Origin of the sequence: Acetobacter senegalensis, assembly GCF_001499615.1 — a bacterium.
Lineage (GTDB): Bacteria > Pseudomonadota > Alphaproteobacteria > Acetobacterales > Acetobacteraceae > Acetobacter > Acetobacter senegalensis.
Window position 1 is genome coordinate 2688661 of record NZ_LN606600.1, and the last position, 26983, is coordinate 2715643.

The 26983-nt window shown below is 56.3% G+C and carries 18 protein-coding genes and 1 pseudogene; 8 read left to right on the plus strand and 11 right to left on the minus strand.

Annotated features, from left to right (window positions below; translation table 11 throughout):
- Window positions 1–6 precede the first annotated feature (6 nt).
- From ASN_RS12580 to ASN_RS12595, 4 genes are all read right to left on the minus strand, one after another.
- Window positions 7–1086 carry an IS5 family transposase gene (locus tag ASN_RS12580; protein WP_058988266.1) on the minus strand — a complete coding sequence of 360 codons (1080 nt, stop codon included), beginning with the start codon at window positions 1084–1086 and terminating at the stop codon, window positions 7–9.
- A 389-nt stretch (window positions 1087–1475) separates the two neighbouring features.
- Window positions 1476–2300: an acyl-ACP desaturase gene (locus tag ASN_RS12585; protein WP_058988379.1), complete on the minus strand. Its 825-nt coding sequence runs from the start codon at window positions 2298–2300 to the stop codon at window positions 1476–1478.
- Window positions 2301–2759: 459 nt separating this feature from the next.
- Complete coding sequence (locus tag ASN_RS12590) at window positions 2760–3188, minus strand: acyl-CoA thioesterase (RefSeq protein ID WP_006558448.1); 429 nt, start codon at window positions 3186–3188, stop codon at window positions 2760–2762.
- A 46-nt stretch (window positions 3189–3234) separates the two neighbouring features.
- Entirely contained in the window at window positions 3235–4698 is a 1464-nt protein-coding gene (locus ASN_RS12595; RefSeq protein ID WP_058988380.1) for an AMP nucleosidase, read from the minus strand.
- 213 nt (window positions 4699–4911) lie between these two features.
- Between ASN_RS12595 and ASN_RS12600 the strand changes: the two genes are divergently transcribed.
- The 3 genes from ASN_RS12600 (at window position 4912) to ASN_RS12610 (ending at window position 7864) form a co-directional block, all read left to right on the plus strand.
- Window positions 4912–5763 (plus strand): aspartyl protease family protein, encoded by an 852-nt coding sequence (locus ASN_RS12600; RefSeq protein ID WP_157765183.1) that lies wholly within the window; start codon window positions 4912–4914, stop codon window positions 5761–5763.
- A complete protein-coding gene (locus ASN_RS12605; protein WP_058988382.1) occupies window positions 5741–6277 on the plus strand; it encodes a hypothetical protein in 537 nt (178 codons plus the stop codon). Before ASN_RS12600 ends, ASN_RS12605 begins: the two co-directional genes overlap by 23 nt.
- 66 nt (window positions 6278–6343) lie before the next feature.
- Window positions 6344–7864: a UvrD-helicase domain-containing protein gene (locus ASN_RS12610; RefSeq protein WP_058988383.1), complete on the plus strand. Its 1521-nt coding sequence runs from the start codon at window positions 6344–6346 to the stop codon at window positions 7862–7864.
- Window positions 7865–8186: 322 nt separating this feature from the next.
- On the opposite strand, the gene ASN_RS12615 is transcribed toward ASN_RS12610, so the two are convergent.
- Together ASN_RS12615 and ASN_RS12620 are read right to left on the minus strand one after the other, a co-directional pair.
- A complete protein-coding gene (locus ASN_RS12615; RefSeq protein WP_058988384.1) occupies window positions 8187–10556 on the minus strand; it encodes a TonB-dependent receptor in 2370 nt (789 codons plus the stop codon).
- Window positions 10557–10618: 62 nt separating this feature from the next.
- Entirely contained in the window at window positions 10619–11941 is a 1323-nt protein-coding gene (locus ASN_RS12620; RefSeq protein ID WP_058988385.1) for a cation:dicarboxylate symporter family transporter, read from the minus strand.
- Between the two features lie 341 nt (window positions 11942–12282).
- Between ASN_RS12620 and ASN_RS12630 the strand changes: the two genes are divergently transcribed.
- Both ASN_RS12630 and ASN_RS12635 read left to right on the plus strand, forming a co-directional pair.
- Complete coding sequence (locus tag ASN_RS12630) at window positions 12283–12984, plus strand: GntR family transcriptional regulator (protein WP_006558087.1); 702 nt, start codon at window positions 12283–12285, stop codon at window positions 12982–12984.
- Window positions 12985–13041: 57 nt separating this feature from the next.
- Window positions 13042–14487 carry a DUF2252 domain-containing protein gene (locus tag ASN_RS12635; RefSeq protein ID WP_058988387.1) on the plus strand — a complete coding sequence of 482 codons (1446 nt, stop codon included), beginning with the start codon at window positions 13042–13044 and terminating at the stop codon, window positions 14485–14487.
- Between the two features lie 69 nt (window positions 14488–14556).
- On the opposite strand, the gene ASN_RS12640 is transcribed toward ASN_RS12635, so the two are convergent.
- From ASN_RS12640 to ASN_RS12655, 4 genes are all read right to left on the minus strand, one after another.
- A complete protein-coding gene (locus tag ASN_RS12640) occupies window positions 14557–15708 on the minus strand; it encodes an energy transducer TonB (protein WP_058988388.1) in 1152 nt (383 codons plus the stop codon).
- Between the two features lie 99 nt (window positions 15709–15807).
- Window positions 15808–17526, minus strand: coding sequence for a c-type cytochrome (locus ASN_RS12645; protein ID WP_231948206.1), 1719 nt, complete (start codon window positions 17524–17526; stop codon window positions 15808–15810).
- Complete coding sequence (locus ASN_RS12650; protein WP_058988389.1) at window positions 17523–19304, minus strand: GMC family oxidoreductase; 1782 nt, start codon at window positions 19302–19304, stop codon at window positions 17523–17525. Before ASN_RS12650 ends, ASN_RS12645 begins: the two co-directional genes overlap by 4 nt.
- A gap of 4 nt (window positions 19305–19308) precedes the next feature.
- A complete protein-coding gene (locus ASN_RS12655; protein WP_231948207.1) occupies window positions 19309–20067 on the minus strand; it encodes a gluconate 2-dehydrogenase subunit 3 family protein in 759 nt (252 codons plus the stop codon).
- 97 nt (window positions 20068–20164) lie between these two features.
- Here ASN_RS12655 and ASN_RS19985 point away from each other — a divergent pair, with 97 nt between their 5' ends.
- On the plus strand, window positions 20165–20413 hold the full coding sequence (locus tag ASN_RS19985) for a hypothetical protein (protein WP_167541317.1): 249 nt from the start codon (window positions 20165–20167) through the stop codon (window positions 20411–20413).
- Window positions 20414–20505: 92 nt separating this feature from the next.
- Here ASN_RS19985 and ASN_RS12660 read toward each other — a convergent pair whose 3' ends face one another.
- Window positions 20506–22614: a M13 family metallopeptidase gene (locus tag ASN_RS12660; protein WP_058988390.1), complete on the minus strand. Its 2109-nt coding sequence runs from the start codon at window positions 22612–22614 to the stop codon at window positions 20506–20508.
- Window positions 22615–22998: 384 nt separating this feature from the next.
- Between ASN_RS12660 and ASN_RS12665 the strand changes: the two genes are divergently transcribed.
- On the plus strand, window positions 22999–23946 hold the full coding sequence (locus ASN_RS12665) for a 2-hydroxyacid dehydrogenase (RefSeq protein ID WP_058988391.1): 948 nt from the start codon (window positions 22999–23001) through the stop codon (window positions 23944–23946).
- A 448-nt stretch (window positions 23947–24394) separates the two neighbouring features.
- A pseudogene (locus tag ASN_RS12670) lies at window positions 24395–26898 on the plus strand (TonB-dependent receptor).
- Window positions 26899–26983 lie beyond the last annotated feature (85 nt).

Below are 26983 nucleotides of genomic sequence, written 5' to 3' on the forward strand. Positions count from 1 at the left end.
TGATAGCTACGCTGTGGTGCTGATCCGCTGCAGGAAGAGGAAGCGGCGCATGTTGTAGACGATATTGGCCAGGCCGATCCTCATGGTGGCTCGACTGATACCGACAGTCCGGACAAACAGCCCCGTCTGTGACTTCTGATCGGCAAAGACATGCTCGACACGCGAGCGGATGACCGACTTTCCAGCATTTGATTTCTGGATATGCCGGGGCATAGGCTTGAGATGCGGCTTTTTGCGATGAACCTTGGAAACAAATCCCTGCTTTTCCATGAAGTCTTCGTTGGCTTTTGAGCGATAGGCCGTGTCAGCCCAGACACTTGAGGCCGTATTGGTTTTATCCAGCAGCCCCTCTCTCAATCTCGCGCCATCACTGGCGGCGGCATGCGTTGTTTTCCATTTCCGGATGAACCGGTATTTCCGATCGATGGAAACATGCGATTTATAGCCAAAGAACGGGATGGCGAGATCACTGGATGGCATGGTTCCATCATCCTGCAGCTTCGCTTTGGTGAACTTTAGCGTCCAGCGCGCATGACGATCCTTGTGCGACAGCTTTGACGGCTTGTCCTGCCAGTCTTCAGGAATACGTCCTTCCCGAAGATCGGCTTTCTCTGCGTTGGTGTTCCGCTGCTTTGGAGCCGCTACCAGTGTGGCATCCAGGATCTGGCCGGACATCGGCAAATACCCGGCGTTGCGCAGGGTCGCATCAAAGCGGTTGAACAGCCCATCGATCGCACCCGCCTGGGTCAGACGCTCGCGAAACAGCCAGACCGTTTTGGCATCCGGCACCCGATCTGAAAGTCCCAGCCCAAGGAAACGCATAAAGGAGAGGCGATCGTTGATCAGATATTCCGTCCGCTCATCAGACAAATTGTTGAGCGTCTGGATCACCAGAATTTTGAACATCAGCACCGGATCAAATGGCGGTCGTCCGCCTTTGCTTCCGTCAGAATACGCCAGAACCTTCTCCAGGTCAGGGCGGAAGACTTCAAAATCCACAGTCCGGGAAAATGCTTCGAGCTGATCACCAAGCCCGCTCAGCCGGGCAAGCCGCTCTTCAACGTCAAAAAATCCCGCCTGCTTCATGATCCATACTCCAATCAACGCAAGGAAAATGGAATCACAGAGCAGACCTCAATACCAGAGGGTTTTTCGAACCCTCCACGCGGGTGGTGCCAGGAAGTTCCGTTTTTATTGAAAGCAGAGGGGAAGAATATCTGTAATGAATATAGTGTATAAATTGAAATGGGGTGCCGGATTATTCTTTAACTTTGTTGATTGAATGTTATGAGAAACCCGGAAGAGAATAGATAAGTATTCAGTCACGCTGCCAGCGAGTAGAAACTGTTGGCGTCTGGTCTCTTTTGCGCTGCGTAATTTAAGAGACGGGATGGAACATGCCTGCGGTGAGCACGGCGGCCGCTCGCAGGTTTTTTCTGTTGCTTCGTCGCGTGGGGGGCTGAAAAGCGGGAATGCTAAGTGAGCCCCACCATGCGGGCGAATTTCTTCTGGCGGCTGAAAAACAGTTTTTCAGCAACATAAAAGGCAAGATCCTGCAATTTGCTGTGCGGGGTCAGGCCAATGGTCTTGAAGATCATGCCCGTTACCCGTTTCAGGTGTTTGGGCTGATAGGTCTTCATGGCGCGGGCCATATAGTTGGCAATGCAGCGGTTGTGATCGTAAGGCATGCCCGCCGGTTCATTGGTTGTATGATAGGCGGACGCGAGTTCATCATCCTCGCTTTCTGTCACGCGGCCAAGGGCGATGCGGGCGCGCTGTAGCGTACTGATCTTCTCGCGCTTCAGATAGCGGTGCATGTGATCATAAAACAGCTTGAAGTGGCGGAATTCATCCGCTGCAATCTGTTTGCACAGGGCCTTCAGCACAGGTTCGTCCGTTGCATCCGCCAGCGCCGTATAGAAGGAGGACGTGCCGGTTTCCACCATGCAGCGTGCAATCAGTTCACCCGTGCGGGAGCCACGGATGGACTGATCAACATCCAACTGAATCTTGTAGAAATCACGGTAGCGCTGAAAGGCCTCCTGATAGTCCCACTTAGGGTCAGCCAGCATGGCCCAGCGGCCCAGTGCATCCCCATGCTGAATTTCTTCCACGGCCCAATGGTCGGCCGCCTGCCGGAAATCCGGATCATCATAGAACACGTTATTCAGGTACTGGGCGTAGTCCACGCTGTTGCGTTCCACAACAGAGGCTGCCTTCACGGCCTTCACCAGTTCAGGGTCCACCTTGGAGGGATCGAAGCTGTCCCACGGTAACTGATCAATCTGCCAATGTTTCATACGCGCCCGGTCTCCCGTCCTGACTGCTTGCTACCCTGCCATCCAGCCTGTGGTTAAAAGGCTGGCCGTGCAGAAACCACCCCGCAAGAGAGAATTTGCGCGGCGGCTGATCCTTAGTCTTTGCTCTTCCAGACGCAAGAGGGCTGAACTCCTGATGCGCTCCGCCACAGGGCGAAATCTCTACCGCTAACGTAACGGTAAAGAGGGAAGATGGATGCCTGATGACACACTCAGGCTGACACTCAACCTGATGTCTGCCAACGCTCTAGCTTAAATCCGGGCTGGACGGAATGCTCTGCCGTAAAAAAGAAGAGCTGGAACGGTCGGGAACATGGATGGCAGGATAGCGCAGGCCGCTTCGCCCGATTGTGGGCCGCGACGGACCAAACAGGGTTTGCGCGCAGGGGAGAGGGGGAGGCATCCCGGTAACCTTGGGCAGTGATTACCGGGATTACGGCCTCAGATTTCAGGATTGACGGGGGCATCGCCCGGTTTGATGGGGGGCAGGGACCGAGGGCGGCGGTTGGCGTCGAGGGCGACGAACGTGAAATCCCCCTCCGTCACCTTGGAGGTGAGATGCGTATGGCGGGCGCGCCGCCATGTTTGCACATGAATGGTCATGGATGTGCGGCCTTCACGGGTGATTTCCGTATAGATGCTCACCTCATCACCCACGGCCACGGGTTCAAGGAACACCAGCCCGTTGATGGCGACCGTAGCGGCACGCCCGTTGGCCCGGAAGGCGGCGGTGGTGCCTGCGGCAAGATCCATCTGGGAAATGATCCAGCCACCAAACACGTCCCCTGCCGGGTTGGTGTCCGTCGGCATGGCGACAACGCGGATGGTAGGAACCCCTTCAGGGATGGTGGAAGGTGTGGCGCTAGGCATACAGTTCAGGCCCTTTCCAGGCTCGTTGCAGTTTGTTCATTGTCCATTACCGGAACGGGGGCTCATCAAACCCGCGCAGTTTGCGTGAATGCAGGCGGGCAACGCCTTCCTCACGCAACATATGCATGGTTTCAATGCCGACCATCAGGTGCTGGCTCACTCTCTCACGATAAAACGCATTTGCCATGCCGCGCAGCTTCAGTTCTCCGTGAAGAGGCTTGTCTGAAACGCAGAGCAAGGTACCGTATGGCACGCGAAAGCGGAAGCCATTGGCCGCAATGGTGGCGGATTCCATGTCCACCGCTATGGCGCGGCTCATGTTGATCTGGGTGAAGAGCTGACGCAGCCGCAGTTCCCAATTCCGGTTGTCCGTGGTCATGACCGTGCCTGTGCGCAGGCGAGTCTTGATTTCCGACTCGTGCAGGCCGGTGATGCGGGCGGTGGCTTCCTGCATGGCCACCTGAACTTCGGCAATAGGGGGGACAGGCACCCATGGCGGGAGATCGTCGTCCAGCACGTGGTCGTCCCGAACATAGCCGTGGGCCAGCACATAATCCCCTAGAATCTGGGAGCGGCGCAGGCCCGCGCAATGGCCAACCATGATCCAGCAATGGGGGCGCAGAACGGCCAGATGGTCTGTAATGGTTTTGGCGTTGGAGGGGCCAACCCCAATATTGACCAGTGTAATGCCATCCCCATCAGGGCGGCACAGATGGTAGGCGGGCATCTGTGGCAGGCTGGTAAGCGGCGTGAACGTTTCCGTGCTGTCCGGCCCGGTGTAGATCTGTTCTCCCGGTTCGACATAGGCAGTGTAGGGGCTGTTCGGATCATCGACCTGCGTGCGTGCATAATCGCGGAAGGTGTCTACATAGCGCTGGTAGTTGGTCAGCAGAATAAAGCGCTGGAAGTGGCGCGGTTTGGTGCCCGTATAATGATGCAGCCGTGCCAGGGAGTAGTCCGTGCGTTCTGCCGTGAAGAGCGCCAGAGGCCGTGGGCGGCTGGGGTCTGGCAGCAATTCACAATTGGCGATGCTGTCATCCGTGTAATGGAGATCAGGCAGCACAAACTGTTCTTGCAGCAGCCGCAGGTCTGTCTCTGTCAGGCCGGTTACGGCTTCTTCCATGACGTAGGGCAGCGGCACAGGCCGGTGTGAACAGCCAACCAGAACAGGCTGGCCATAGTGGTGCAGCAGCAGGCCGATCTGTTCGCGCAGATAATCCCGGAACAGGGCGGGTTGCGTGATGGTGGAGCAATAAAACCCCGGCTCCAGCATCACATCAAACGGGGGACGCCCTTTGATGGCAGTTCCCGTGGGCAATTCCAAAGCCAGACAGGGGTATGTGGCTTCATGCGGAGGGCACCCCTGCCGCGCCGCAAACTGGGTATGCAGGCGTTGTGTGCTGTTTTTGTAAAGGGCGCAGAGCTGATCCACAGCGGCATCGGCCGAAGTAAACGCTTCAAAGTTTGTGCCAGCGGCTTCACGAAGGGCCGCCATGTTTGTGTGAGCCATTCTACTCCTTACCGGACTGATCAGAGTCTTCCTTTTTGTAATTGGAATTAAGCCGCGGTAGGCGATCGTGTGCAAGGGGCAAGAGTGTTGGTCCAGCTACATCTAAAAACCTAAGGTATAAAATTTGTGGTACTTGGATGTGTATTTTATAGAATCAATTCTATGATCGAATTAAGGTAAAAGTGTGTTTTTAATTCTGGATTGTCTATTATTATGATGTATCGTTATTTTTCAAGAATGCCTGCTTGGAAAGCGCTTGGTGTCGGGTGTCTATGGATGGCGGTTTCGGTCGCGGCAGAGGCTCAGACAATTTCACCAGAGTTCACGCGGACCATAAGACACAACCCCGATGGAAGTGTAACATTGGGTATGGGGGATAAGGCGGGTATTGTTCAAGGTATGCATGCGGGGGACCCGCGCGCGGTGCAGACAATGCTGGCGAGTCAAACTCCCTTTTGGTCGTTACTGGCTGCATCAGTGCTTGCACGCATGCAGGGCGACTTCACACAATCGGACAAACAGGCAAACCGTATGGTGGCGTATCTGGAGCGCGAGGGAGGGCTCCGTGATCTTGAACCGCTTATTATGTATGCGGAGATTCTAAAGGCTGGAAATGCTGGGTTGGCTGGATCGTGGAAAGACTGGCTTGTGGCCTTGCATGGTCTGCAAGGAAAATATGAGAAGCCTTTAAGGGATTTCTTCCGTATTCCATCACTAAAATTTATAAATATGGATCATATTACCCTCAATGTCCCGACAGAAGATTTACCAACGCCTTCTGTTGATTGGGCACCCGTTAACCATGTGGATTACGTAAAAACCTTACAAAGAAAAGCCGTGCCTGGTATCAATCCGGTTGTACCGGTATTGATCAATCAGCAAAAGGTCGATGCTGTTCTGGATACAGGGGTATTTATCAGTATATTGCCAAAAGAATATCTTAAATCAGGCGGGTTTAAGAGTATTGGAAAAGTATCTAACTCTTTTGATGCTGAAGGTCGATCAGATACTGGTCCGCTTGTTGTGGTGGATAATCTGACGATTGGGAAAACTGTTTTTTCATAATGTAATTTTTCAGACAACGACGGCGAAAAAGACAATTCTTGGCTTGCAGATTTTAAAACAGTTTCCTCATTTTCATATGACCGATACTGGGGTGACTTTCGGCCCGGCGGCGGAGTATGATTGTCACAGGCCAATGCTTCTTTCGAGTGATCCGTCTGCAAACTCGGCATATCTGGTTTTTCCTGTCGTTTCAGATCAGTCGGTGCGCTATGCATACTTGGATAGCGGTAATATTGGTGACGCTTTATTTTTTGAGCATGTGCCGTATTTTTCTCCAGAAGAACAAAAACAGGCAACATCTTTCAGGGCTCTGACAACTACGGGAGTAGGGACGTTTCTTGCCGTATACCGGCCCATGACAGCTACGGTTGATGGCGTAAAACTGACGGGAAAGGTCCAGAAAGCCCTCCGGCATATTCCAAGCCTCATACCTGACTTTTTGCTGACTTCGGCACTATTGCAGCATGGATCGTTTTACCTCGATTTTCCCACCCACACATTATGCTACAAATAAACCTCCCTCATTTCGCAATCTGGGTTACAAGGCCCCAGCGTTGGTACGTAGAGATGAGTATGGTGAATGAGTGCATTTACACCCGAGCAGTTGGCAATTCTGGCCAAGAGCCCCACAAGCAGTTTCAAGGTGGTGGCCGGAGCCGGGTGTGGCAAGACAACCACGTTGGTTCTGTTCAGTGAAAAATGGGCGGGACATAAAGGGCTCTATCTGGCCTTCAACAGTGCCATTGCACGCGAAGCCCGTAGCCGGTTTCCGCGGCATATTGAGGCCCGTACCGCCCATAGTTATGCTTATCAGGACCTGAATATTCGTGCCTTGGAGCGTGAGCGCATCATTCCGCGCTACACGACCCGGCATATCAGGCAGCTTGAACAGGAACTGCGGATGACCGCCCCCGCCGGAAGTGCGGAAACGGTGCTGAAAACACTGACGGCTTTTCTCATCAGTGGAGGCACCAAACTGACGCAGGCTCACTGTCCGGAAAAGGATGCCAAACGGAACCGCGCTATCCGCACTTTTGTGGCGCAGGCTTTCAAATATATTATCCGGTTTGAAAACACCACCTTTCCTATAACGCATGATGTGTATCTCAAGCGGTTTGAAATGGACCGCAAAATCACGGGCTATGACTATATCATGGTGGATGAAGCGCAGGATCTGAACCCTGTGCTGTTTTCCATTCTGGAAAAATCCGGTTTGCCTGTTGTGGCGGTAGGGGACCCGCATCAGTCCATTTATGCGTTCCGGGGAGCCATAGATGCCATGGGGGCGCTGAAGGTGCAGGAATTGCCTTTAACGCAAAGCTGGCGGTTTGGGGAGGACATAGCCCGCCTTTCAAACGCGACCCTGGCCCAGCATTCCAGACCAGCGCGGCATCGGCTACGCGGAAACCCGGCGCAGCCGAGCACAATCCGTCATTACACTGGGAAAATCCGTCCTGCGCGGAATACGCTGGTTCTGGCACGTACCAATGCGCGCCTGTTTGAAAGCCTTGTAAACATCCAGACGCCTTTTCATGTTCTGGGCGGTGTGCAGGATATGATGCAGGAAATTCGGGCAGCGCTGACGTTATACCGGCGCCACACCAACCCTATGGCTAGAGGGACGGAAGGCGCGCTGCCATTTGGATCATGGAAGGAACTGCTTGCCGCCAAGGATGGTGAAAATGCGGACCCGACCGCCAAGCGACTTTTTACCATTATAGACAGGCATAATCATGATCTGGATACGAAGGTGAAGGCCATTCAGGCATTACATCGTGAAAGCCCGGACGATGTCAGCCTTGTCTGCTCAACGGCGCATAAAGCCAAGGGCCGCGAGTTTGACACCGTTATCATGCTGGATGACTTTCAAGCGCCTTCAGAATGGGCTGCCCGGCGGGAGCGTGCCTTGGCGCGTCTGTTGAAACTGGAGGAGCAGGAAGACCTTTCTGAAAAATTCATGGCCCGCCAGAAGGAGAAGCTTCTTCGACGTGTGGAGGAGTGTGATCAGGAAATCAACCTTCTCTATGTGGCGTGTACCCGTGCACGTCACCTTCTGTATGTACCAGAACCTGTCTATAAATTTTGGCAGGAGCGAGCCTGAATAAGGGCGGCTTGCGGCAGGAATAGCATTGATCTATGCTTGGAGATGTCATGGCCTGTACCGTGTATTGACTTGATACGGTCATGTGAAAATAAAAAATGATGCCTTTTTGGATGTGATTTACGTGTTGTTTGAGAAATAGAGAGTAAATGGGGTAGTGTAGAAAATATATTTGTAGGGATCGTGAAAATAGTATCGTGATATGAGCATAATGAAAAAGGCGTCCTCTTCGTCGGACGCCTTTTGGTGTATCTGGGGAAGCCGCTGAACGTTTTCTTTTCCTGAAAAATCAGATCAGTGAACGCTGGCTTTTCCCAAAATATCAGTAAGTAAAGTTCAGTTTAGCCCCCACAAAGCGCGGGTTGCCGGGAATAACGGAGTAGAAAGTGGACTGTGTGCCGCCAGACAGCCAGTAACGACGATCCGCCAGATTCTGCCCATACACGGTGACGGACCAATGCTGTTTGGGTGATGCAAAGGTCAGGAAGCTGTTGACAAGAAAATAGGCGGGCGCGCGGTAATAGCCGCCAAGCCCAATATATTGCGGCTGTGTTTGCGCACCGCGATAGCTGTAGTCCACGTCAAACGTCATCTGATAGTCACGCAGAACCTTCCATGTATACATGGCGGACCCGCTGAGGGTCAGATTGGCCAGCCCCATATCGACGCCGTTATAGTTGGTATAGAAAGCCGACCACTGGCCAGTCTGGTTATAATGGGCTGTGGTTGCGGAACGGTCCACGCCCTGAAACTGGCTGTAAACACCATGCTGGTAGCCAAAGTTCTGGGTCAGTGTCAGGCCACGGAATGGGCGGATCTGGGCGTTGAATTCTGCACCGTAAATATAGGACCGTGGGGCGTTAACATATGCGCCCTGCACGCCATAAACAGGCACCACAATACTGCCAAGAAGTTGCTGGTCCCGATAATCATAATAAAAACCGGCCGCATTGAAGCGGAGTTTATCGTTCAGGAAGGAGGTTTTGAAACCGCCTTCATAGGTCAGAACCTGTTCCGGTTTGAAGGGTTTAAGCTGTTCGGGCACGCTGGTCATGTTGGCAGAGAACCCACCGGGCTTAAAGCCACGGCGGAAGTCAACATAGGTGAGGATGTGCGGTGTTACCTGATATTCCAGCCCCACCCGGCCTGAGAACTGGTTGGCCAGCGCACCGCTTGAGCCAAATACGGTGGATGTTGTGGCTTTGGCCCCGCTGTAGGTTGTGCCAACCAGATTAAGCAACTGGCGATCATCAGATTCATGGCTGATAGCGCCAATCAGACGCAATCCCTTGATCAGCCGGTAGGAAACCTGTGCATATTGGTTGAAGGTTTGCTGGTTCTGGCCGTATGCCGTTTTGTAGAAATACAGCCCGTTATCTGTGGAAGCATAACGGTCTGACATGTCATACCAGAAATTGGAATTGGTTCTGCCGCGGTTGTAATACATGCCAACAGCCCATTGCAGACGGTCTGCCACGTTGTTGGATGCCAGTTTTACTTCCTGCGAGAAGAAGTTGGTCTGATTGTTGCGGTACATGTTGCCATAGGCCCCAACTGTGTTGGTCTGGTCTGACAGTTCATGTTCGTCCAAGCTTTCATAGGCGCTGACAGTAGTCAGTCTTCCCCATGAGAAATCCTTGGTGAAGCGGACATTTGCGCCCCAGAACAGATTGTCTTCCCGTGGTTTCTGATTGCTGGCGCTGATACCAATGGCGTTGGCAAACTGCTGGCTTAGCCCCCAGTTGGTGGCCATGATGTCATTCTGGTTGGTGGGAATACCGTAGCTGTTGGTCATGATGGCGCCCGCCGGGGCGTCGGACTGGTCACTTGTCCAGTGGCCGCCAATATCCAGCCGGGTGGTATCATCTATCTGCCAGCGCAGCTTGCCCCGTAACGCGCCCAGATCCGCATTGCCAAAACCTTTGCCTTGCGTGTTGTGCTGAAAACCGCCGCCGGTAAGGGACTGGCCGGAGATACGATAGGAGAGTGATTTGCCAATGGGGCCGGACAGATAACCTTCAACCCGGTTGCGGCCATAGCTGGCAATATCTTCTGTAATGCCAGCGTGGAAAGTGCGGGTAGGGTCTGCGGTATGGAAGTTGATTTCCCCGCCGGTTGTGACCTGCCCATGTGTCAGGCCGGATTGACCGGGGTTGACGGTCACATTGTCCATATCAAACATGATGCCGGAGGTCATGATGCTGATGGGCATGGCCACATCATCCACATACGGCATCACTGATGGTAGGTTGTTCTGGGTCAGGTCCGCCATGCCTACGCCGCGCAGGGCGAAGTTCAGCCCGGCCGATCCGTTAGAGGGCTGGACGGTGAGGTTGGGGGCAACGCGGATCAGATCAGTCATCTGCCGTACGTTGCGTTCCTGCAAATCCTTGCCGGTCAGGCGGGTGGCGGAATCAGGCACATGCTGCTGATTGCGGAAAGGATCACGATGAATGCTGACCTGCACATCTTCGCCCTGAGACGCGGTGAGCGGCCCGGTGTTGCGGCGTGCGTGGGTGGGTTTTCTGGCCGTGGGGCCTGCATGGCGCGTGCTTGCCTGCACGGTGCGGGGCGCAGCATGATGCGCAGGCGTTGTTGCCGCCATTGTTTCAAAAAGCGGAATGGCGCTCAGGCAGGTGCAGGAGAGAACAAGTTTCAGGCAAAGCTTGGGCGTTGGCGCACGAAGAGACATCGTCAACCTCAGGGGAAAACAGAACGGGTGGGGAAAGGATGGGGGCGCGGAAGCGTTACATCTCATTCTCCCCCGATATCGTCGTTAGGGATGTTTTTCAGAGTATGCGTGTTGGTCTGTCTGGTGTTTTCTGAGGTAGACGCATGGGCCAGCGTTTTGCGAACATGCTGTAGATCTATGTCTTTTTCCCATGTTGCGACCACAATGGCGGCGGCGCAATTGCCCACAATGTTGCCAAAGGCACGGGCAATTCCCACAAACCAGTCCACAGACACCAGAAGCACAAGGCCAACGGTCGGAATTTCAGGAACCAGAGACACAGTGGCGGCAAGAATGACAATCGCCACCCCCGGTACGCCATGCGCCCCCTTGGATGTTATGAGCGCCATGCCAATCACCAGAAGCAACTGGGGCCAGCTCAGCGTAACCTGCGCAACCTGTGCCAGAAAGAGAATGGAAAGGCCCAGGTAAATGGAGAGCGCATCAAGATTGAAGGAATAACCGGCGGGAATGACAATCCCCACCGTTTTGCGGCCCACGCCCATATCAATCAGCTTCTGCATGATCTGGGGGAGAACTGCGTCAGACGACGTTGTGGCCAGCACGATACTCATTTCTTCACGAAGATAGAGCAGCAGAGAGATGATATTGACGCCGCAATACAAGCGCAGCAGGCCGCCCAGTATCAGCCCAACAAACAGAATGACAGCCAGAAAATAGACAAACAGGAAGCGGAGCAGAGGCTCGATAGAGCCAAGACCGTAATGGCTGATGGTGTAGCTGATACCCCCAAACACCCCCAGAGGTGCAAAGCGCACGATAATACCCATGATACGGAAGAAGATGGTGCTGAGCGCCTGAACAAGGCGTGTCACGGGGGCTGCCTGTTCCCCGGCGAGGAGCAGGGCGCACCCGAAGATGAGTGCAAAAACCAGCACCTGCATGACATCATTATGCACAAAGGCATCAGCAGGGTTTTTGGGGATAAGGTGCAGAATGAACGCATCTACGCCGCCTGTCTTCAGGGCAGAGGCTTGCTGATGTGCCTGCTGGGCGGCTTGAGAAAGATCTTGCTGCGGCAGGGATAGGCCTGTTCCGGGATGCAGGGTGACGGCAGCCAGCAGCCCCACACCTAACGCCACAGTTGTCATGGCTTCAAAATACAGAAGCGCCTTGCTGCCCAGCCGCCCAACTGTGCGGATGGTGCCTGCCCCCTGCATGCCCTGCACAATCACGCAGAAAACAAGCGGAGAGACAATCATGGAGATCAGTTTGAGGAAGACATCACTCAGCAGCTTGAAATGCTGAGCGGCGTGCGGCGTGAATACGCCTGCAAGCACACCGAGCACTGTCATGACCACAATCTGCAGGAACAGGGAGCGCATGGGAAAAAAGGCTTTCACAATGACAGACCCATAGCGTTGGCGTGTTGGGCATCATGATGCTCAACGGGATGCTTTCTGCCTCTCTCAGCCATGGTGAACACCTTGCATACAAGAACCTTATGAAACGTAACATAACTGCAATTATTTCTTGCATACAAGCGAAATGATCTGATTGAGCAATAAAAAAGACGGCCTTTCCGGCGTGCAATCCGCTGCAAAATCTCTTTGCATGGAAAAACAGAGACTTATCAGAAACGGATGGAGCAGGTTTTTCTGATGGCATGAAGGCACAGCCACGCAGCAGGCTTGTCTAAACCCTGAAAACGGGGCCATAAATTGGTATGACCGAGTCTTCAGAACCCGCTTCGCACCACCAGCCTCATGTGATTGAGAACCGCATCGTCTATGCGGCGCTCTCTGGATACATCGCGCCCGGTGAACGGCTTGGCGAGAAGGAACTGTCCGAGATTTTCAAGGTCTCTCGCACCCTTGTGCGGGAAGCCATGATCCGTTTGCAGGCACGGGGCATTGTGGAAGTCATGCCGCGCCGGGGGTGGTTTGTGATCGAACCAACGGTGGAGGAAGCCCGAAACACCATCAATGCCCGTCGGGCGCTGGAAGTGGGCATGCTGGCCACGGCGGATCACGTAACGCCGGAAAAAATAGCTATCCTGCGTGAGCATGTAAGGAACGAGCAGCGGGCGCTGGAGGAAGATGACCGTGCACAGCGCAGTTATCTGCTGGGGCATTTTCATGTCTGTCTGGCGGAAACCATCGGCAACCCTGTGCTGGGGTCCATCCTGCAGGACCTGACGACCAGAACCGTGCTGATTGCCGCCCTGTATCAGTCTTCTCACGATGCACATGAATCCTGTGATGAACACAGTCAGATTATTGATGCGCTGGAAGCCGGAGAGCCTATGGAAGCTGTCAGGCTGATGGACATGCACCTCAAGCATGTTGAAAAGGCGCTGAATTACCGCGATATCGCCAGCCGGATGGAAAGTCTCAAATCTGTCCTGCAGAAAGGGCCCTCTCTTTAAAGAGACATTTTTTCTTCCAGCGTGCCCGATCAAGGCTGGCTCCTGTTATAAGGAGCCATGATTGACCATATCTCAACCGCTCCGGGTGCGGCTTCTCCTCCCCATTCTGCCCTGACACGGGCTGAACGTTACGCCCACGGGGCAGCCCTCCGGCAAGCGGTGCGCCGGGCGGCACAGGCCGAATGGGCGGTGCTGATAGACCGGAAAGATCCTGTCACCATCCTTACAGAGCAGGGCAAGCACCGGATCGCCAGCCTTCTTCCGGTTCGCTACGAGCGGATGAAGGTGTCTCCGTTTGCGTTCCTGCGCGGGGCGGCTGCGGTTATGGCGCAAGACCTCGCCCATACGCCAGCAACCGGGTTGATGGTGCAGGCCTGCGGAGACTGCCATCTGGCCAATTTCGGCAGTTATGCCTCACCCGAGGGGCTGCCGGTTTTTGATATCAATGACTTTGACGAAACCCTGCCAGCCCCATTTGAGTGGGATGTCAAACGGCTTGGCACATCGCTGGTGCTTGCGGGAGAAGAAACAGGCTTGTCCGCAAAGGTGGCGGGCGCACTTGCTGAAGACATGGCGCTGACATACGGGGCGGAAATGACGCGCCTGGCCGCGCTCACGCCGCTTCAAGTCTGGCTGGACCGCGTTGATCTGACCACCGCCGTAGCCCATTTTGGGGACCGGAAGGTCCGCGCCCGGATAGAGGCGACGCTTGCCAAGAGGTTGGAGAGCGCAAGCCGGCATTTCGGGCTTGTTGCGGATGATAGCGGCGCTCCCAGCCTGCGGGAGCATCCGCCGTTGGTTGTGCGTCTTCCTGCGCAGGAAGACGCCGTGCGCCATGCATTTGCGCGTTATTGCGCCAGCCAGCCACCTGAGCGGCTTTGCCTGCTCAATCGCTACAGCCTCAAGGATGTCATCTTCAAGGTGGTGGGGGTGGGTAGTGTTGGCACGTTCTGCGCCATAGGCCTGTTTGCCACCCCGGATGGAGACGTGCTTCTGCTTCAGATCAAGGAGGCACAGCAGTCCGTTCTGGCCCCGTTTGTTTCCTCCCCATATCCGCCGTTTTTCAATCAGGGCGAACGGGTAGTGACAGGGCAGCGGATCATGCAGGCTGTGTCTGATGCCTTTCTGGGATGGACGCGCAGTGATGCCAATGATGCGCCCGCGGTGGCCTCTCAACCGCAGGCCTCGCCAGCCGCAGCGTTGAATGGCGCGGATCTGGAATTTTACGTCAGGCGGGTAAAGGATGCGCGGCTGGCTGCAATTGGCGCGGACTTTGCGCAGGAAGGGTTATCCGACTATGCGCGCCTGTGTGGGCGGGTTCTGGCCCGTGCTCATGCCCGGTCGGGCGATGTTGCCGCGATTGCTGGCTATATTGGCAAAGGTCGGGCTTTTGCGGATGGCATTACCGGTTTTTCCGCGGCCTACGCTGTTCAGACAAAAACGGATTGGGACCATTTTACCAAGGCTCTTGAAAAAGGCCTGCTGACGCCTGCCGCAGCATAAGCGGAAGACGGGGAAGGCAGCGGGATATCATGATAAGATTATCCGGCTGCTTCCCCGTTTCTGGTGTTATCAGTGCCGGATCAGGATGTAGTTGATCGTCAGGTCAATATCGAAATGGTTGCCCTTCATGTCCGGTGGAACTGGGGGCAACTGTGCTCCGTGGAACATGCCGGATGTGGCGGCGTCCAGATAATAGGAGCCTGAGGAGCCGGTCTGATAAACAGACTTCACGCGCCCCGTACGATCTAGCACAACATGCACGGAGGAGGGGCCTTCTTCCCCATTTCGGGCGGCTTCTTCCGGATAATACATGTGGCGCATGATCCACGCGTTGATTTCCTGCCCGTAATCGTCGCTCACGCCGCGTACGGAGGCGCGTGAGGTATAGTGCGCGTTGATCTGCCCGTTTTCCACCACCGGGCCGACGGAAAGATCAATCGGACCACCTGATCCACCTGGCCTGCCATGGCGATGCCGGGGTGGGGCCGGGGCCTCGTTGAAGGAGAGGTCCATCGGGTTATCAAAGGGCGATGCCGCATGGCGGTTGGCGTGCGGCTGGGGCTTGCTGCGCGGAACAGGGCGTGGCTTGGCGTTGGCCTGAGGTTTGTGGCCAGAAGGCGGATGCGCAGGTTTGACCGTTTTCTGCTCTTCCGGCGTGGGCTTGGGCAGGCCGTCATCCGATTTGGGCAGGGGCGGAGCGGTCGGTGTGTCTTCGGACGGTACAGCCGGGCCGGGTGCAGCTTCCGCCGGAGACGGTTCGGCCTGACCGGCAGCGCTGGGGTTTTTGCCCGAATTCCCTGCTCCGGCATCAGGGGACTGTGGGCCAACCATGCCGCTGGTGGCCTGTGGCTGCGCAAAGACCATTTCTACTGGGGAAGGCTGCGCGCCATCTGGTGTGCCGTGTGGCTGGTGATGGGTGGCCTGCCACAGCAGGGCTGTAAGAAGAGCAAAATGTGCAAACAGGGACCCTGTCAGCACCGGGCCAAGCGTGGGCTCGGCATAGACTTCCTTACGGATAAGCGGCGTCGCGGTGCCTTTTACCCGTTTGTAGTTGTTCGGACGGGCAATGGGCCACGCAGAGGGCTTCAGGCTCTCACGACTGCTGTCGGAAAGGGGGGTAGGTCCTGAAGTGGGAGGCGCGGCTCCAGCTGGAGAGGGCGGAACCAGACGGGGTTCCTGTGCTTCTGTCCGGCGTGAAGAGCGACTGAGCATAGCCTTCATGAAGTGCCCGTTCTCTCCTCTGCCCGGACAGGGCTGTGTTTGGGCCAGTTACTTCTCTTAGTGTGCCATTGCTTGAGCATTGTTTCCAGCCTGAACTTGTTATTCCGTTTCGCTTCCGCCGGAATAAGGAGAGTGCGCTGTATCAGAACTGCTGTTGGGTGGGAAAGATGCTGGCTGTGGTGCTTTTTCCGCAGGCAGTTGATTGGCCTTTTCAGGGTTTTGCCCTTTTCCCCCGGATGAGGCTGGCTGCAACGGGGAGGGAAGCGCCGCCCGTTTTTCCGCAGGCTGAACCGGGCTGGGCGGGGCAACCTGTGTTCTGGCCGGGCTCAGGCGGGCGCGCATGTGACGCACGTCTACATCCGTAACAGCAGGCGCATTGTTTCCCCAGGCGTGACGGATGAAGGTGGCAACAGCGGCAATCTGCATATCGGTCAGGCGGCCAGCAAAGCCGGGCATGGTAAAGGCGGAAGGAGCGCTTTGCGTGCCCTGAAGGGTAGCACCCGTCAGAATGATATGAATGATCGAGTCTGCTGCCGGGTTCATGACCACGGGATTATCAGCCAGAGGGGGAAAGGTGCTGGGATATCCCGCGCCATTGGAACGATGGCAGGCAGCGCAATTATCCAGATACACTCTCTGCCCTGATGTCAGTTGCCCTCCCGATTGCAGTGCTTTGGTGGCGGCACCACTGCGTTTCCAGTCGGCTTGGCGGGGCTTGGCGGCAGGCAGGGTTTTCAGGTAGCGGGCCATGGCTGTCAGATCAGCATCGGACAGGTATTGCGTGCCATGATGCACGGCACTGTCCATATTCCCAAAAGCGCTGCCCCGCGCGTTACGGCCTGTCTTCAGGAAGGTGGTGATATCCGCCACGCTCCACGTGCCAAGCCCCGTGCGAGGCTCGCCCCGCAGGGAGGGCGGAGTCCAACCATCTACGGCCTTGCCGCCAGCCAGATAACGCGGGCTATCCTGTGCGGTCAGAGCTTCTTCCTGCATGGCGATGCCGCGCTGTGTGTGGCAAGCCCCGCAATGGCCCGGCCCTTCTACCAGATACGCACCGCGGGCCAGTTCTGCATCGGCAAATGGCCGGGTTGTCGTGCGACGGGCCGCTTCCGGTGACGGTGCAAATGCCCAGCGCCAGAGCGTCAGGGGGAAGCGCATGGAAAGCGGCCACGGAATGGCATTGGCCTGTACCGGCTGCGCCACGGGCTGCACGCCTTGCATGAAATACACATACAATGCGTGTAGATCGTCATCCGTCATGCGAGCATAGGATGGATAAGGCATGGCTGGATACAGGCTGGCGCCGTCCGGGCGGATGCCTTCCCGCACCGCGCGGATAAACTGTGCTTCCGTCCAGTTCCCGATGCCATGCGTCTTATCTGGTGTGATGTTGGAGGCATAAAGCGTGCCAATGGGCAGTTCGAACGCATAGCCCCCTGCATAGGCCGCGCCCTGCGGTGCTGTATGGCAGGCTGCGCAGTCCGCAGCAGCCGCCACGTAACGGCCCCGTTCGCTCCAGTCCTGCGCGGTGCGTGGCGTTTCTGGCGCAGTGGGCTCCTGTCTGGTAGCGGCAGGTGATGAAGCCTGTTGTGACTCGGCTTGTTGGACAGGATGGGTCTGCGGGTCTTCTGGTCGGGTGGTGCCGGTAGCCGGTGCATCAGAAGCAGATGGTGCGCCCCACGCTGAAGAAGTCACCATGGAGAGAGGGAGAAGCCCCCCCCCGAGTGCCGCCATGCCGTATGTCAGCATCGTGAGGGAGGAGCATTTCCTCATGGCGCGCTCAAACCGGGACGCCGCAGCGTGGGGGAACTGAATCATGGCGTCACCAACGGGCCGCCGTTGCCCTTCAGCCATTGCGTGCGGATATGATGAGCGGACCAGTAGGCCAAGGCGGCGACCAGCCCCGTAGGATTATAGCCCATACCCTGCGGGAAGGCGTTGGCTCCTACCACAAACACGTTCGGCACATCCCAGCTTTGCAGGTAGCGGTTCAGGGCGGATGTGTTGGGGTCATCCCCCATGACGGCCCCGCCGCAGAGATGGGTTGTCTGGTAGTCACGCACGTCAAACGGTTTGCCCGGTTCGCGCATGCTGTAGTGCACATCACGCGCGCCAAGGGCTTTGACCACGCCATCCAGCTTGCTGACAACGTGGCGGTTCATGCGGATATCGTTGTCTTTCCAGTCAAACGTCATGCGCAGCAGCGGCTGGCCGTAAACATTGGTCCAGGTGGGATCAAGGTCCAGATACACATCGCGGTAGGCCATGTTGGAGCCCTGCGCATTGATGGTGAAGGCATGGCGATAGGTGTTAACGGCCTGTTTTTTCCATGCGCTACCCCATCGTGGAGCACCGGGAAAAGTGGCCTTGGCTCCGGCAATAGGTTTAACGCCCGCCTGATTGACCCATAGCGGTGAACCGCCAATAAAGCCCAGCGGCCCGTGATCGAAGTTATCACAGTTGAAATCATCAATTGCCACACCGCCCGCCGAGCCGATGAACTGGTCCGTGCTGCGGGTGGGGGGCATCAGCACCGTGGTGTTGGTGATGTTCTGATACGTGAAGTTGCGTCCTACCGTGCCGGAATTGCTGTGCGGATCATATGGTTTTCCAATACCTGACAGCAGCATCAGATGCACGTTATGGAACTGGAAGGCCGCCAGAATAACCAGCCCGGCGGGTTGGGTAATGTGGTTGCCTTCCGCATCCTGATACACAACGCCGGTTGCTTTCTTGCCTGTGGAATCCAGAAGCACTTTCAGCACATGCGCGTTGCTGCGCAGCGTGAAGTTGGCGTGCTGTCGCAGGGCAGGCAGGATGTTCACATTCGGTGAGGCCTTGGCGTACATATAGCACGCATAATCCGAGCAATAGCCGCAGAAATTGCACGGCCCCATCTGGGCCCCATACGGGTTTGTATAGGGGTGGGACGCATTGGCCGCAGGCATGGCGTAGGGGTGAAACCCGGCCTCAGTCGCGGCCTTGCGGAACAGATGGGCGGTATAAACATCCCGCAGGGGCGGAAGCGGGAAATCATCTGACCGATCCGGTGCAAACGGGTTGCCTTTGCCTACTACCTTTCCGTCCACGGTGTAGGCTTCGCCCGATGTGCCAAATACTTTTTCCGCACGGTCAAAGAAGGGCTCAAGTTCTTCATATGTGACGCCGTAATCCTGCAGGTTCATGCCATCAGGAATGAACGTCTTGCCGTAGCGTTCAACAATATGGCTCCGCAGGCGCAAATCCTGCGGCATGGCGCGGAAATGCACACCCGTCCAATGCAGGCCTGCGCCACCTACGCCTTCACCGGGCAGAAAGGCGGCCAGGCGGCGGTAAGGCAGCGCTTCCTGATCCAACCTGTTGCGGACCGTCACGGTGGTCTGCGCAGGGTTCTGGAACAGCTTGTACCGGGTAGCACCTTCCAGTTCATCAATGGAGGCAGGATAGGCGCCATCTTTGGCGGTGGATCGGCGGCCGCCGCGTTCCAGCATCACCACGGAAAGGCCTGCTTCACAGAGTTCCTTGGCCATGATGCTGCCAGCCCAGCCAGCACCCACCACAACGGCATCTACAGGGGGGAGAGTTTTTTCTGCCATGGGGTCAGCCTGTCTCCCCGCTGATGGAAACCGGGCCACAAGGGTAGGGGGTTTCGTACCGGTCTACCCAATCCATGTAATCGGCGCGGGCACCGGGGAAGCCCATCATTTTCCAACCGCCCATGTGACGATTGCCTCCATGGATGGGGTCTGCAAACGCGCCTTCAATCGTGTCAGAACGAAGCTGCTCAAAAAAGGCGCTGGCGGCCAGTGCGTCAAACTGGGTGGCGTTGTGTTCAAGAGCCGTCAGGATAGCGTCCTGTGTGGTGGGAGGTAGGCTTTCAAAGGGGGCGTTATGCTGCTGACGCACCCAGGCCTGCGTTCCGGCAATGCCTATGCGATAGATTTGCCGGGGGCTGTAAGGGAGTTGATAACCCAGATTGTCGGGGCCGGTACGGTGCGGGCCGCTCATGAACCATTTTTCGCCACGGCCCCAAGGGGTGTTCATCTGGCCTTCAATAAAGTCCGGTACACCAAGCATGGTGGCACCCGGCCCCATATCATCTTCCGGGAACAGCCGTTCACAGGCGGCCGTCAGAAAGGCGAACTCGGCAGCGGTGAAAAAGCGTGTTGAGGTGCCAACTTCCTGATGCTGCGCTGTAGCAGCGGGTGACTGTTCAGAAGAGGCGGCTTCAGCCGTTTGCATTGCCAGTCCACCGAGCGAGAGCGCCGCCATGCTGGTTCCCAGCCCTTGCACCACACGGCGACGTTTGGGTGTGAACGCGGAGGAAGGCAGCGGAGCGATGGCAGCATCGTGAGCCATATGTTCCTCGCCCCTTACCTGCTGTTTAACGTGGCTGGGTGCGGACGCATTAGTTCTGGAGGATGTCATCGGATAAGCCGCCGGAGAGCCGTCAGGAGTGGGGAGGCAGAGAGGAGCCATTGCTGCCGAGGTATTTGCGGCTGGTTTTGCGCAAGAAACAGGGCTGGCTGGGCGTCGGGGCGTATGGGGCGCGTCGGTCATCGGGGGGCTCGTTACCGTGAACAGGGAGCGGCGACCACAAATCGGTCCTCGCGGCCGCTTCAGCGTAGTGCGCGCGACCATGCGGGCCTTGGTTAGCGGAGAGACGGCCCTGAAACAAGCATGGCCCGCACAAGGCGAGCCATGAGAGGGACCTGACAGTCCGTTCTGGAAGGGAAAAGAGCGGCGGTAACCCGCAGACTCTCGCTCTTTTCCATCCAAAGTGTAAAACCGGATTTATTACCAGATTTTAACGCGCTGTTTCGGGGACAGATACAGCTTTTCACCAGCTTTCACATTCCATGCCTTGTACCAAGCGTCCAGATTGTGCATGGGAATGTTCACGCGGGCCTGCGGTGGGGAGTGCGGATCTGTCACCACCAGTTGCTTGACGGTGTCATCACGCAGTTTTTCCCGCCATACCTGCGCCCAGCCAAGGAATACGCGCTGATCGCCCGTCAGGCCATCAATCACCGGAGCAGGCTGGCCGTTCAGGGAGGCATGGTAGGCGTCAAGCGCCAGTGTCAGGCCGCCAAGATCGGCAATGTTTTCGCCCATGGTCAGCTTGCCGTTTACATGCACGCCCGGCAGGACCTCAAACGCATCATACTGAGCGCCAAGGCGGTCAGCCAGTTTCTGGAAACGGTCTGCGTCGGCTTTGGTCCACCAGTCACGCAGGCGGCCATGTTCGTCAAACTTACGGCCTTCATCATCAAACGAATGGGTCATTTCATGACCAATCACGCCACCAATGGCCCCGTAGTTCACAGCCATGTCTGCCTTGGCGTTGAAGAACGGCGGCTGAAGAATGGCAGCCGGGAACACAACCTGATCAAACAGCGGGTTGTTGTAGGCGTTCACGGTCTGGGGTGTCATGTCCCATTCGTTCCGGTCAACGGGCTTGTCCAGACGGGCCAGCCAGTAGTTCCATTCAAACTGGATTCCGTTTTTGGCGTTGCCGTACACATCTCCCTTTTTCACGGCGAGATCGGAATAATCACGCCATTCGCTGGGGTAGCCAACCTGCACCTCAAAGTTTTCCAGCTTGCGCAGGGCCGCTTCACGCGTGGGCTTGCTCATCCATGTATTGTGCTGCAGGCGGATGCGGAAGGCATCTTTCAGGTCGCCTGTCAGCTTCTGCATGGCGGTACGGTTTTCTGCGGGGAAGTAGCGTTCCACATACACCTTGCCCAATGCCATGCCCATGGCGGAGCTTGTCGCCTGCACACCGCGCTTCCAGCGGGCCGGAAGGGCTGGCTGGCCTGTCAGCGCCTTGGAGAATTCAAAACGGGCCTGCACAAAAGCGTCCGGGAGGTTGCTGGTGGCGTTTTCTACCGTATGGAAGGCTTCCCATGCCTGTAGAAGGCCGACATCGGCATTGGCCAGCAGGGCTGCGCCGCCCGTAATGGCGGAGGGTTCACCCACAATAACCGTACGGTTTTCAAGCCCTTCTGCAGGCAGGCCAGCGGCGGTCAGCCACGTGGTCCAGTCAAAACCGGGTGCGGCTTTAACCAGATCTGCCACGGTCATGGGGTTGTAGGTTTTTTCCGGGTTGCGCAGGTCCGCACGTGCCCAGTGGGTTTCAGCCAGCTTGGTTTCAAACGCAACAATGGCTGCGGCCGCCTGATCCGGCTGCGGCCAGTTGATAAGCGTCAGCGCCTTGGTGATGTAGGTCTGGTACGCTGCCTTCTTTGCTGCGAATTCCGGCTTCAGGTAATAATCGCGGTCAGGCAGCCCAAGCCCATCCTGATCAATGTTCAGGGCGTAACGGGTGGGGTCTTTCGCATCCGGGTTGATGCCCAGAGAGAAAGGAGAGGTCCCGAAGTTGGCTGAAGCCGCACCTGCAACGGTGGCAAAAGCCTTGGCGTCACGCATTTTGCGGATGGTTTCCAGATCACCCTTCAGGGGTTTGGTGCCCTGTTTTTCCACGGATTTTTCATCCATGAAAGAAGCATAATAGGTGCCAAGCTTTTCTTCGATGGTGGAGGGATGCTTGACCGGGTGCGCGGACAGTTCATTCAGAATGGTCTGCACACGCTGGCGGGAGAGCTCAGCCAGTGCGTTGAACGGGCCATAGCTGGTCATGTCTGACGGGATGGTCAGATTGTCCAGATAGGTGCCGTTGGCATAGCGGAAAAAGTCATTACCCGGTTTGACGGACGTATCGCGGCCAGCAAGATCAACACCCCATGCGCCAAAGGAAGCGGGCGGAACCGCAGCCGGTGCAGTAACAGGCGCCGCAGCCTGTGCCGTGTGAGCATGAGTAGCGACTGATACGCTGGTCAGGCCGATGGCAGCAGACAGAAGAAGTCCGGCCCGACGTGACACTTTATTATTATGCTTAAGCATCTGTTGATGTTTCTCCAAATAAATGCCGGGAAAGATAAAATGATGTCCTCTTTCCCCGTTAGTTCTTTAGATACCGTTCTTTAGGTGACTGTAGGTTAAGCATGCCCAGCCCAGAATGACTATCCCACCGGAATGATTTTTAGCGTCGGAAGGTCACCCTTTATTAAGGAAAAACAAGGTGTGCCGGTGCGAGGGAGGGTGCTTTTGTGGGAGCCAGTGCAATGTTATTCTTTGAAGGCTCGTGACTGTTTTTTTCTGTGACAGCGGGTGCGGATTTTCGGGGTGGATATAATCGGTCTGTCGGGATGGGCGTGAAAGACGCTGTGGCAGGGCAAGTGGATGCTCAGATCTGTTTCTGGATAATTTTAAGGGAGGCTTGAAGCCATGGTGTGTCTGGCAATCAAGGCGGGAGGACGGGCTGTCTTTCCGGAATGGAAGGCCCTGTTTGCCGAGTTCATGCCGCAATTGGATGTACGGGACTGGTATGATCCGCATCTTGATCTGGCAGCGGTGCAATATGCGCTTGTGTGGGAACCCGACCCCGGACGATTGGCGCAGATGCCTAACCTGAAGGCGGTGCTGAGCGTTGCCGTGGGGGTGGACCATATTACAGCGGACCCAGCCTGGCCACGTCACGTCCCCATCATCCGCATGGGAGGAGAGGAAACTGCCACCCAGATGGCGGATTATGTGCAATGGGCCGTGTTTTCCCTGCTGCGGGAAGCCCCACGTTGGCATGTGGCGCAACAGGAGAGAAAATGGGCGCGGCGTGGCACGCCACCCACGCGGCTTTCCACCCAAACCTGTGTGGGCGTTATGGGGTTGGGCAGCTTGGGCGCGCATGTTGCCCAACGGCTGGTGCAGGCGGGTTTTCAGGTTTCAGGCTGGGCGCGGCACGAAAAACGGATTGATGGGGTGACATGCCATGCCGGGCAGGAGGGACTGCCTGCCTTTCTGCGCGCGTGTGATATCTTGGTGTGCCTGCTGCCTGAGACGGCAGAAACACGCGGTATTATTACGTATGATGTGCTGGCCCAGCTTAAAAAACCATCAGGCTTTATCAATGTAGGGCGAGGGGCCCTGATGGTGGAAGCGGATCTTTTGCGTGCGTTGCAGGATAATACCCTGCACGGCGCAGTGTTGGATGTGTTTCCGACGGAGCCATTGCCGGAAACATCACCGCTTTGGCAGCAGCCGGGTGTGCTGATTACCCCGCATGTGGCCTCAGAGGCCTCCCGTGCAGCCCGGGCGCGCTATAGTGTTTCTATTATTCAGGCGCTGGAACAGGGGCAGGATGTGCCACTTCTTTATGATCCTGATCGCGGGTATTGAAGAGGGATGTGAGACGCCAGCTTACAGAGGATGATCAAATGGAGGCCTCTCTGGGAGAGTGAATATGCCCCCTGTGACCTCGCTTTGGGCAAGATGAAAAGACCATGGGTTGAAATACCATAAGTCTGACATTGCTTTGGCAGTGGGTTTCAGGCGGTTTTCAGGTGAGAGTGTGTATTTCGCCCCACGCAGAGGGTGGAAAATTTCATTTTGGCGCGCTTGAGGGTTGCCAGACCAGAACCTCTCCCTTCATAGGAAAGCCATCCAGCCTGCATAGGGCTGGTGGTCTGTAAAAGAGGGCGGGAGCCGGGGTTTCCGGCAGGCATCGGCCATGGCGGTGCTTCTGTCGCGCATGCATAGCATGGAAATGCTCCTCACGCTTTTCACAAGATGCGGGAGCAGTCGGATTTTTCACCGGGATTTTAAGAGTGACGGCAGGGTGAGGCCAATGCAGGGCCGCAGAACATGGGCGTTCAGTTCGGCGCTGACAGTGGCGGGACTCCTGCCTTTTGGGCTGCTGGCTGCCTCGCCCTTCACGTTGGCAGCAGAAGCGCCGGTGCAGGCTGGCACTCCGATGGCTGAGCAGGCTGCATCTGTAGTGGAAAAAAACTCTGCTGCTTCCGGCGGGGCTGAGAGGACACGCGGTTTTTCGACCCCTGTTCATCGGTCACGGGCTGGTGTCTCTTCACAAAGCGCAGGAGCGCCTTCCTCGCGGAGTGCTGCGGGTGACGGAGCGCTGCGCGGTGTAGGGGGGCTGACGTCGCATTCGGGTGCACGGTCGGTAAGGAGGCATGGCGGTCCGGTTGTGTCTGCTCAGACCACGGATGTGGATGTCAGTGCGCGGCGGCATGATTTTGCCTATCCTGAGGCCCAGCACGTAGCAGATGCCACAACCCGCATTACCGCGACGCGCCTGAGGGAACGGGATGTTGTGACCTTGCGCGGGTTGGAGCGTGTAGCTCCCAATCTGACCATGCAAAGCGTCAACGGCACGGCCTCCAATAATTTCTATCTGCGTGGGGCCGGGTTCAATGACTTCACACAGAATAATATGGGTCCGGTTCTGACCTACATTGATGATGTGGCGTATCCCTATTCCACCATGTCCAACGGCCAGATGTTTGACCTGGCGGGAGCAACGGTCACGCCAGGTCCTGTCGGCACCGAGCATGGGCAGTCTGACACCGGGGGAGAGGTGCATCTGCATACCAATGACCCGACGGATGTTTGGCATTATGGGGCTTCGCAGGACATAGCCTCCTATGCCCGGAGCCGGAGTGAGGCCTATGTGTCTGGTCCGTTGGCTAGGGGGTTGAGCTTCCGTCTGGCTGGGCAGACCCGCCATGGAGGGGGTGGCAGACCAACCCCCTGAATGGGGACCATCTGGGCGATGCAGATCTGTGGGCGTTACGGGGCAAGCTGCAGTGGAAGCCGAATAGTCACACGACCATTCTGCTGGGTGGCCACTTTGTGCAGGATAACAGTCAGGTTGTAACAAGTGTGCCCGTGCACCGGCTGATTGGCACACAGCCCCTGCCGCAAATGGGGTCCTGGAAGGAGGCCGAATGGTCCTCCCGCCCTGAATTTGCCAGACTGATCGGGCGGAAGGCTGGCATCAAGCCCAGTGAGCACAATCAGTTCTGGGGGGCAGATCTTCATATTGCCCATGATTTTGGGCCGGTAACATTCACCTCTATCAGTGCGTTCGAAACCGAGCGTGAAGGGGAATATACAGATCAGGACGGCACGGCCCAGTCTCAGGCAGATACCTACCGCACCATAGATGCCAACAGTTTCACGCAGGAAGTGCGGCTGAGCAATTCGCATCCTGATGACAGGTTGCAATGGGTGGTGGGAGCCTATTACCAGCGCACCCGCATGAACCAGCGGTTTTTCTTTGACTATACGGACTATTCAGCCCGAGGTTACATGATGGCTACCAGTTTTGGCATGAATCAGGAAAGTGTTTCTGAATTCGGCCATCTTAGCTATCGGTTGCCGCACGGTGTGACCATCTGGGCCGGATTGCTGCATGAGTTGGATGATCGGTCTATTACTGGTCTGCAATCGCAGATATTTGGTGGGGCCACACAGAATTTTCATGCAGAAAGCACGGCTTCCAACCAGTTTGCCGGGCAGGTTGGCGTGTCCTGGCAAATGACCCAGCATGCGTTGCTGTATTACAAGATGAGCAAGGGCTTCAAACCCGGTGGGTTTACGGCCAACAATACGCAGATTCAGGCGCAGCTTGATCCGTTCAAGCCCGAAACTGTGTTGACGTATGAGGCCGGGTTCAAGGCAGATCCTGTTCCCAACCGCCTGCGTATCAATGGGGCAGCGTTTTACAATGATTTTCACAATCAGCAGATTTTGGGCACGGTGCTGATCCCCAATTATGGGCCGTTGAGCGAGATTACCAATGCGCCGAAATCTGAAAGCTGGGGGTTTGAAGGGACTATAGAAGCCCATCCGTTCAGCCATCTGTTTGTAACGCAGAATATTGGCTGGCAACGGGGCAATTTTCAGAATTTCCCCACTGTCAACCGTGCCAAGACCAACGCTTACTACGCGCAGCATGGCGTATGGAAAGCCATTAACGACAATTTTGCCGGAGTGGATAATGGTCAGCCGAAATTGACCTTGAACGGATCGGCAGACTGGCGGCAGCCGATCGCGCATGCGTATTCTCTGGATTTCGGGCCGGATTGGCTCTATCGCGGCAGTCAGGCCATAACTCCGGGTGGAACAGGTTTCTACCGTCTGCCACCTTACTTTCTGCTAGGGGCGCATGTCACTTTTCGGCCTGCCTCCGGCAAGTGGGAAGCCACCCTATACGCCCGTAATATTCTTGATCGGCGTTACGCTGAAAGTGGCGGGCAGGCCACCACAACGTATTTCTATATTCCGGGTGAGCCACGCTTTATTGGTGGCCGGATTTCCTGCGGTTTTTAAGGTCTAAACAACGCGGTTTGCGATATTGGCTTCAAGGCCTCTCTTTCTCCTTCTGATGAGGAGAAAGAGAGGACGACCTTAGGGG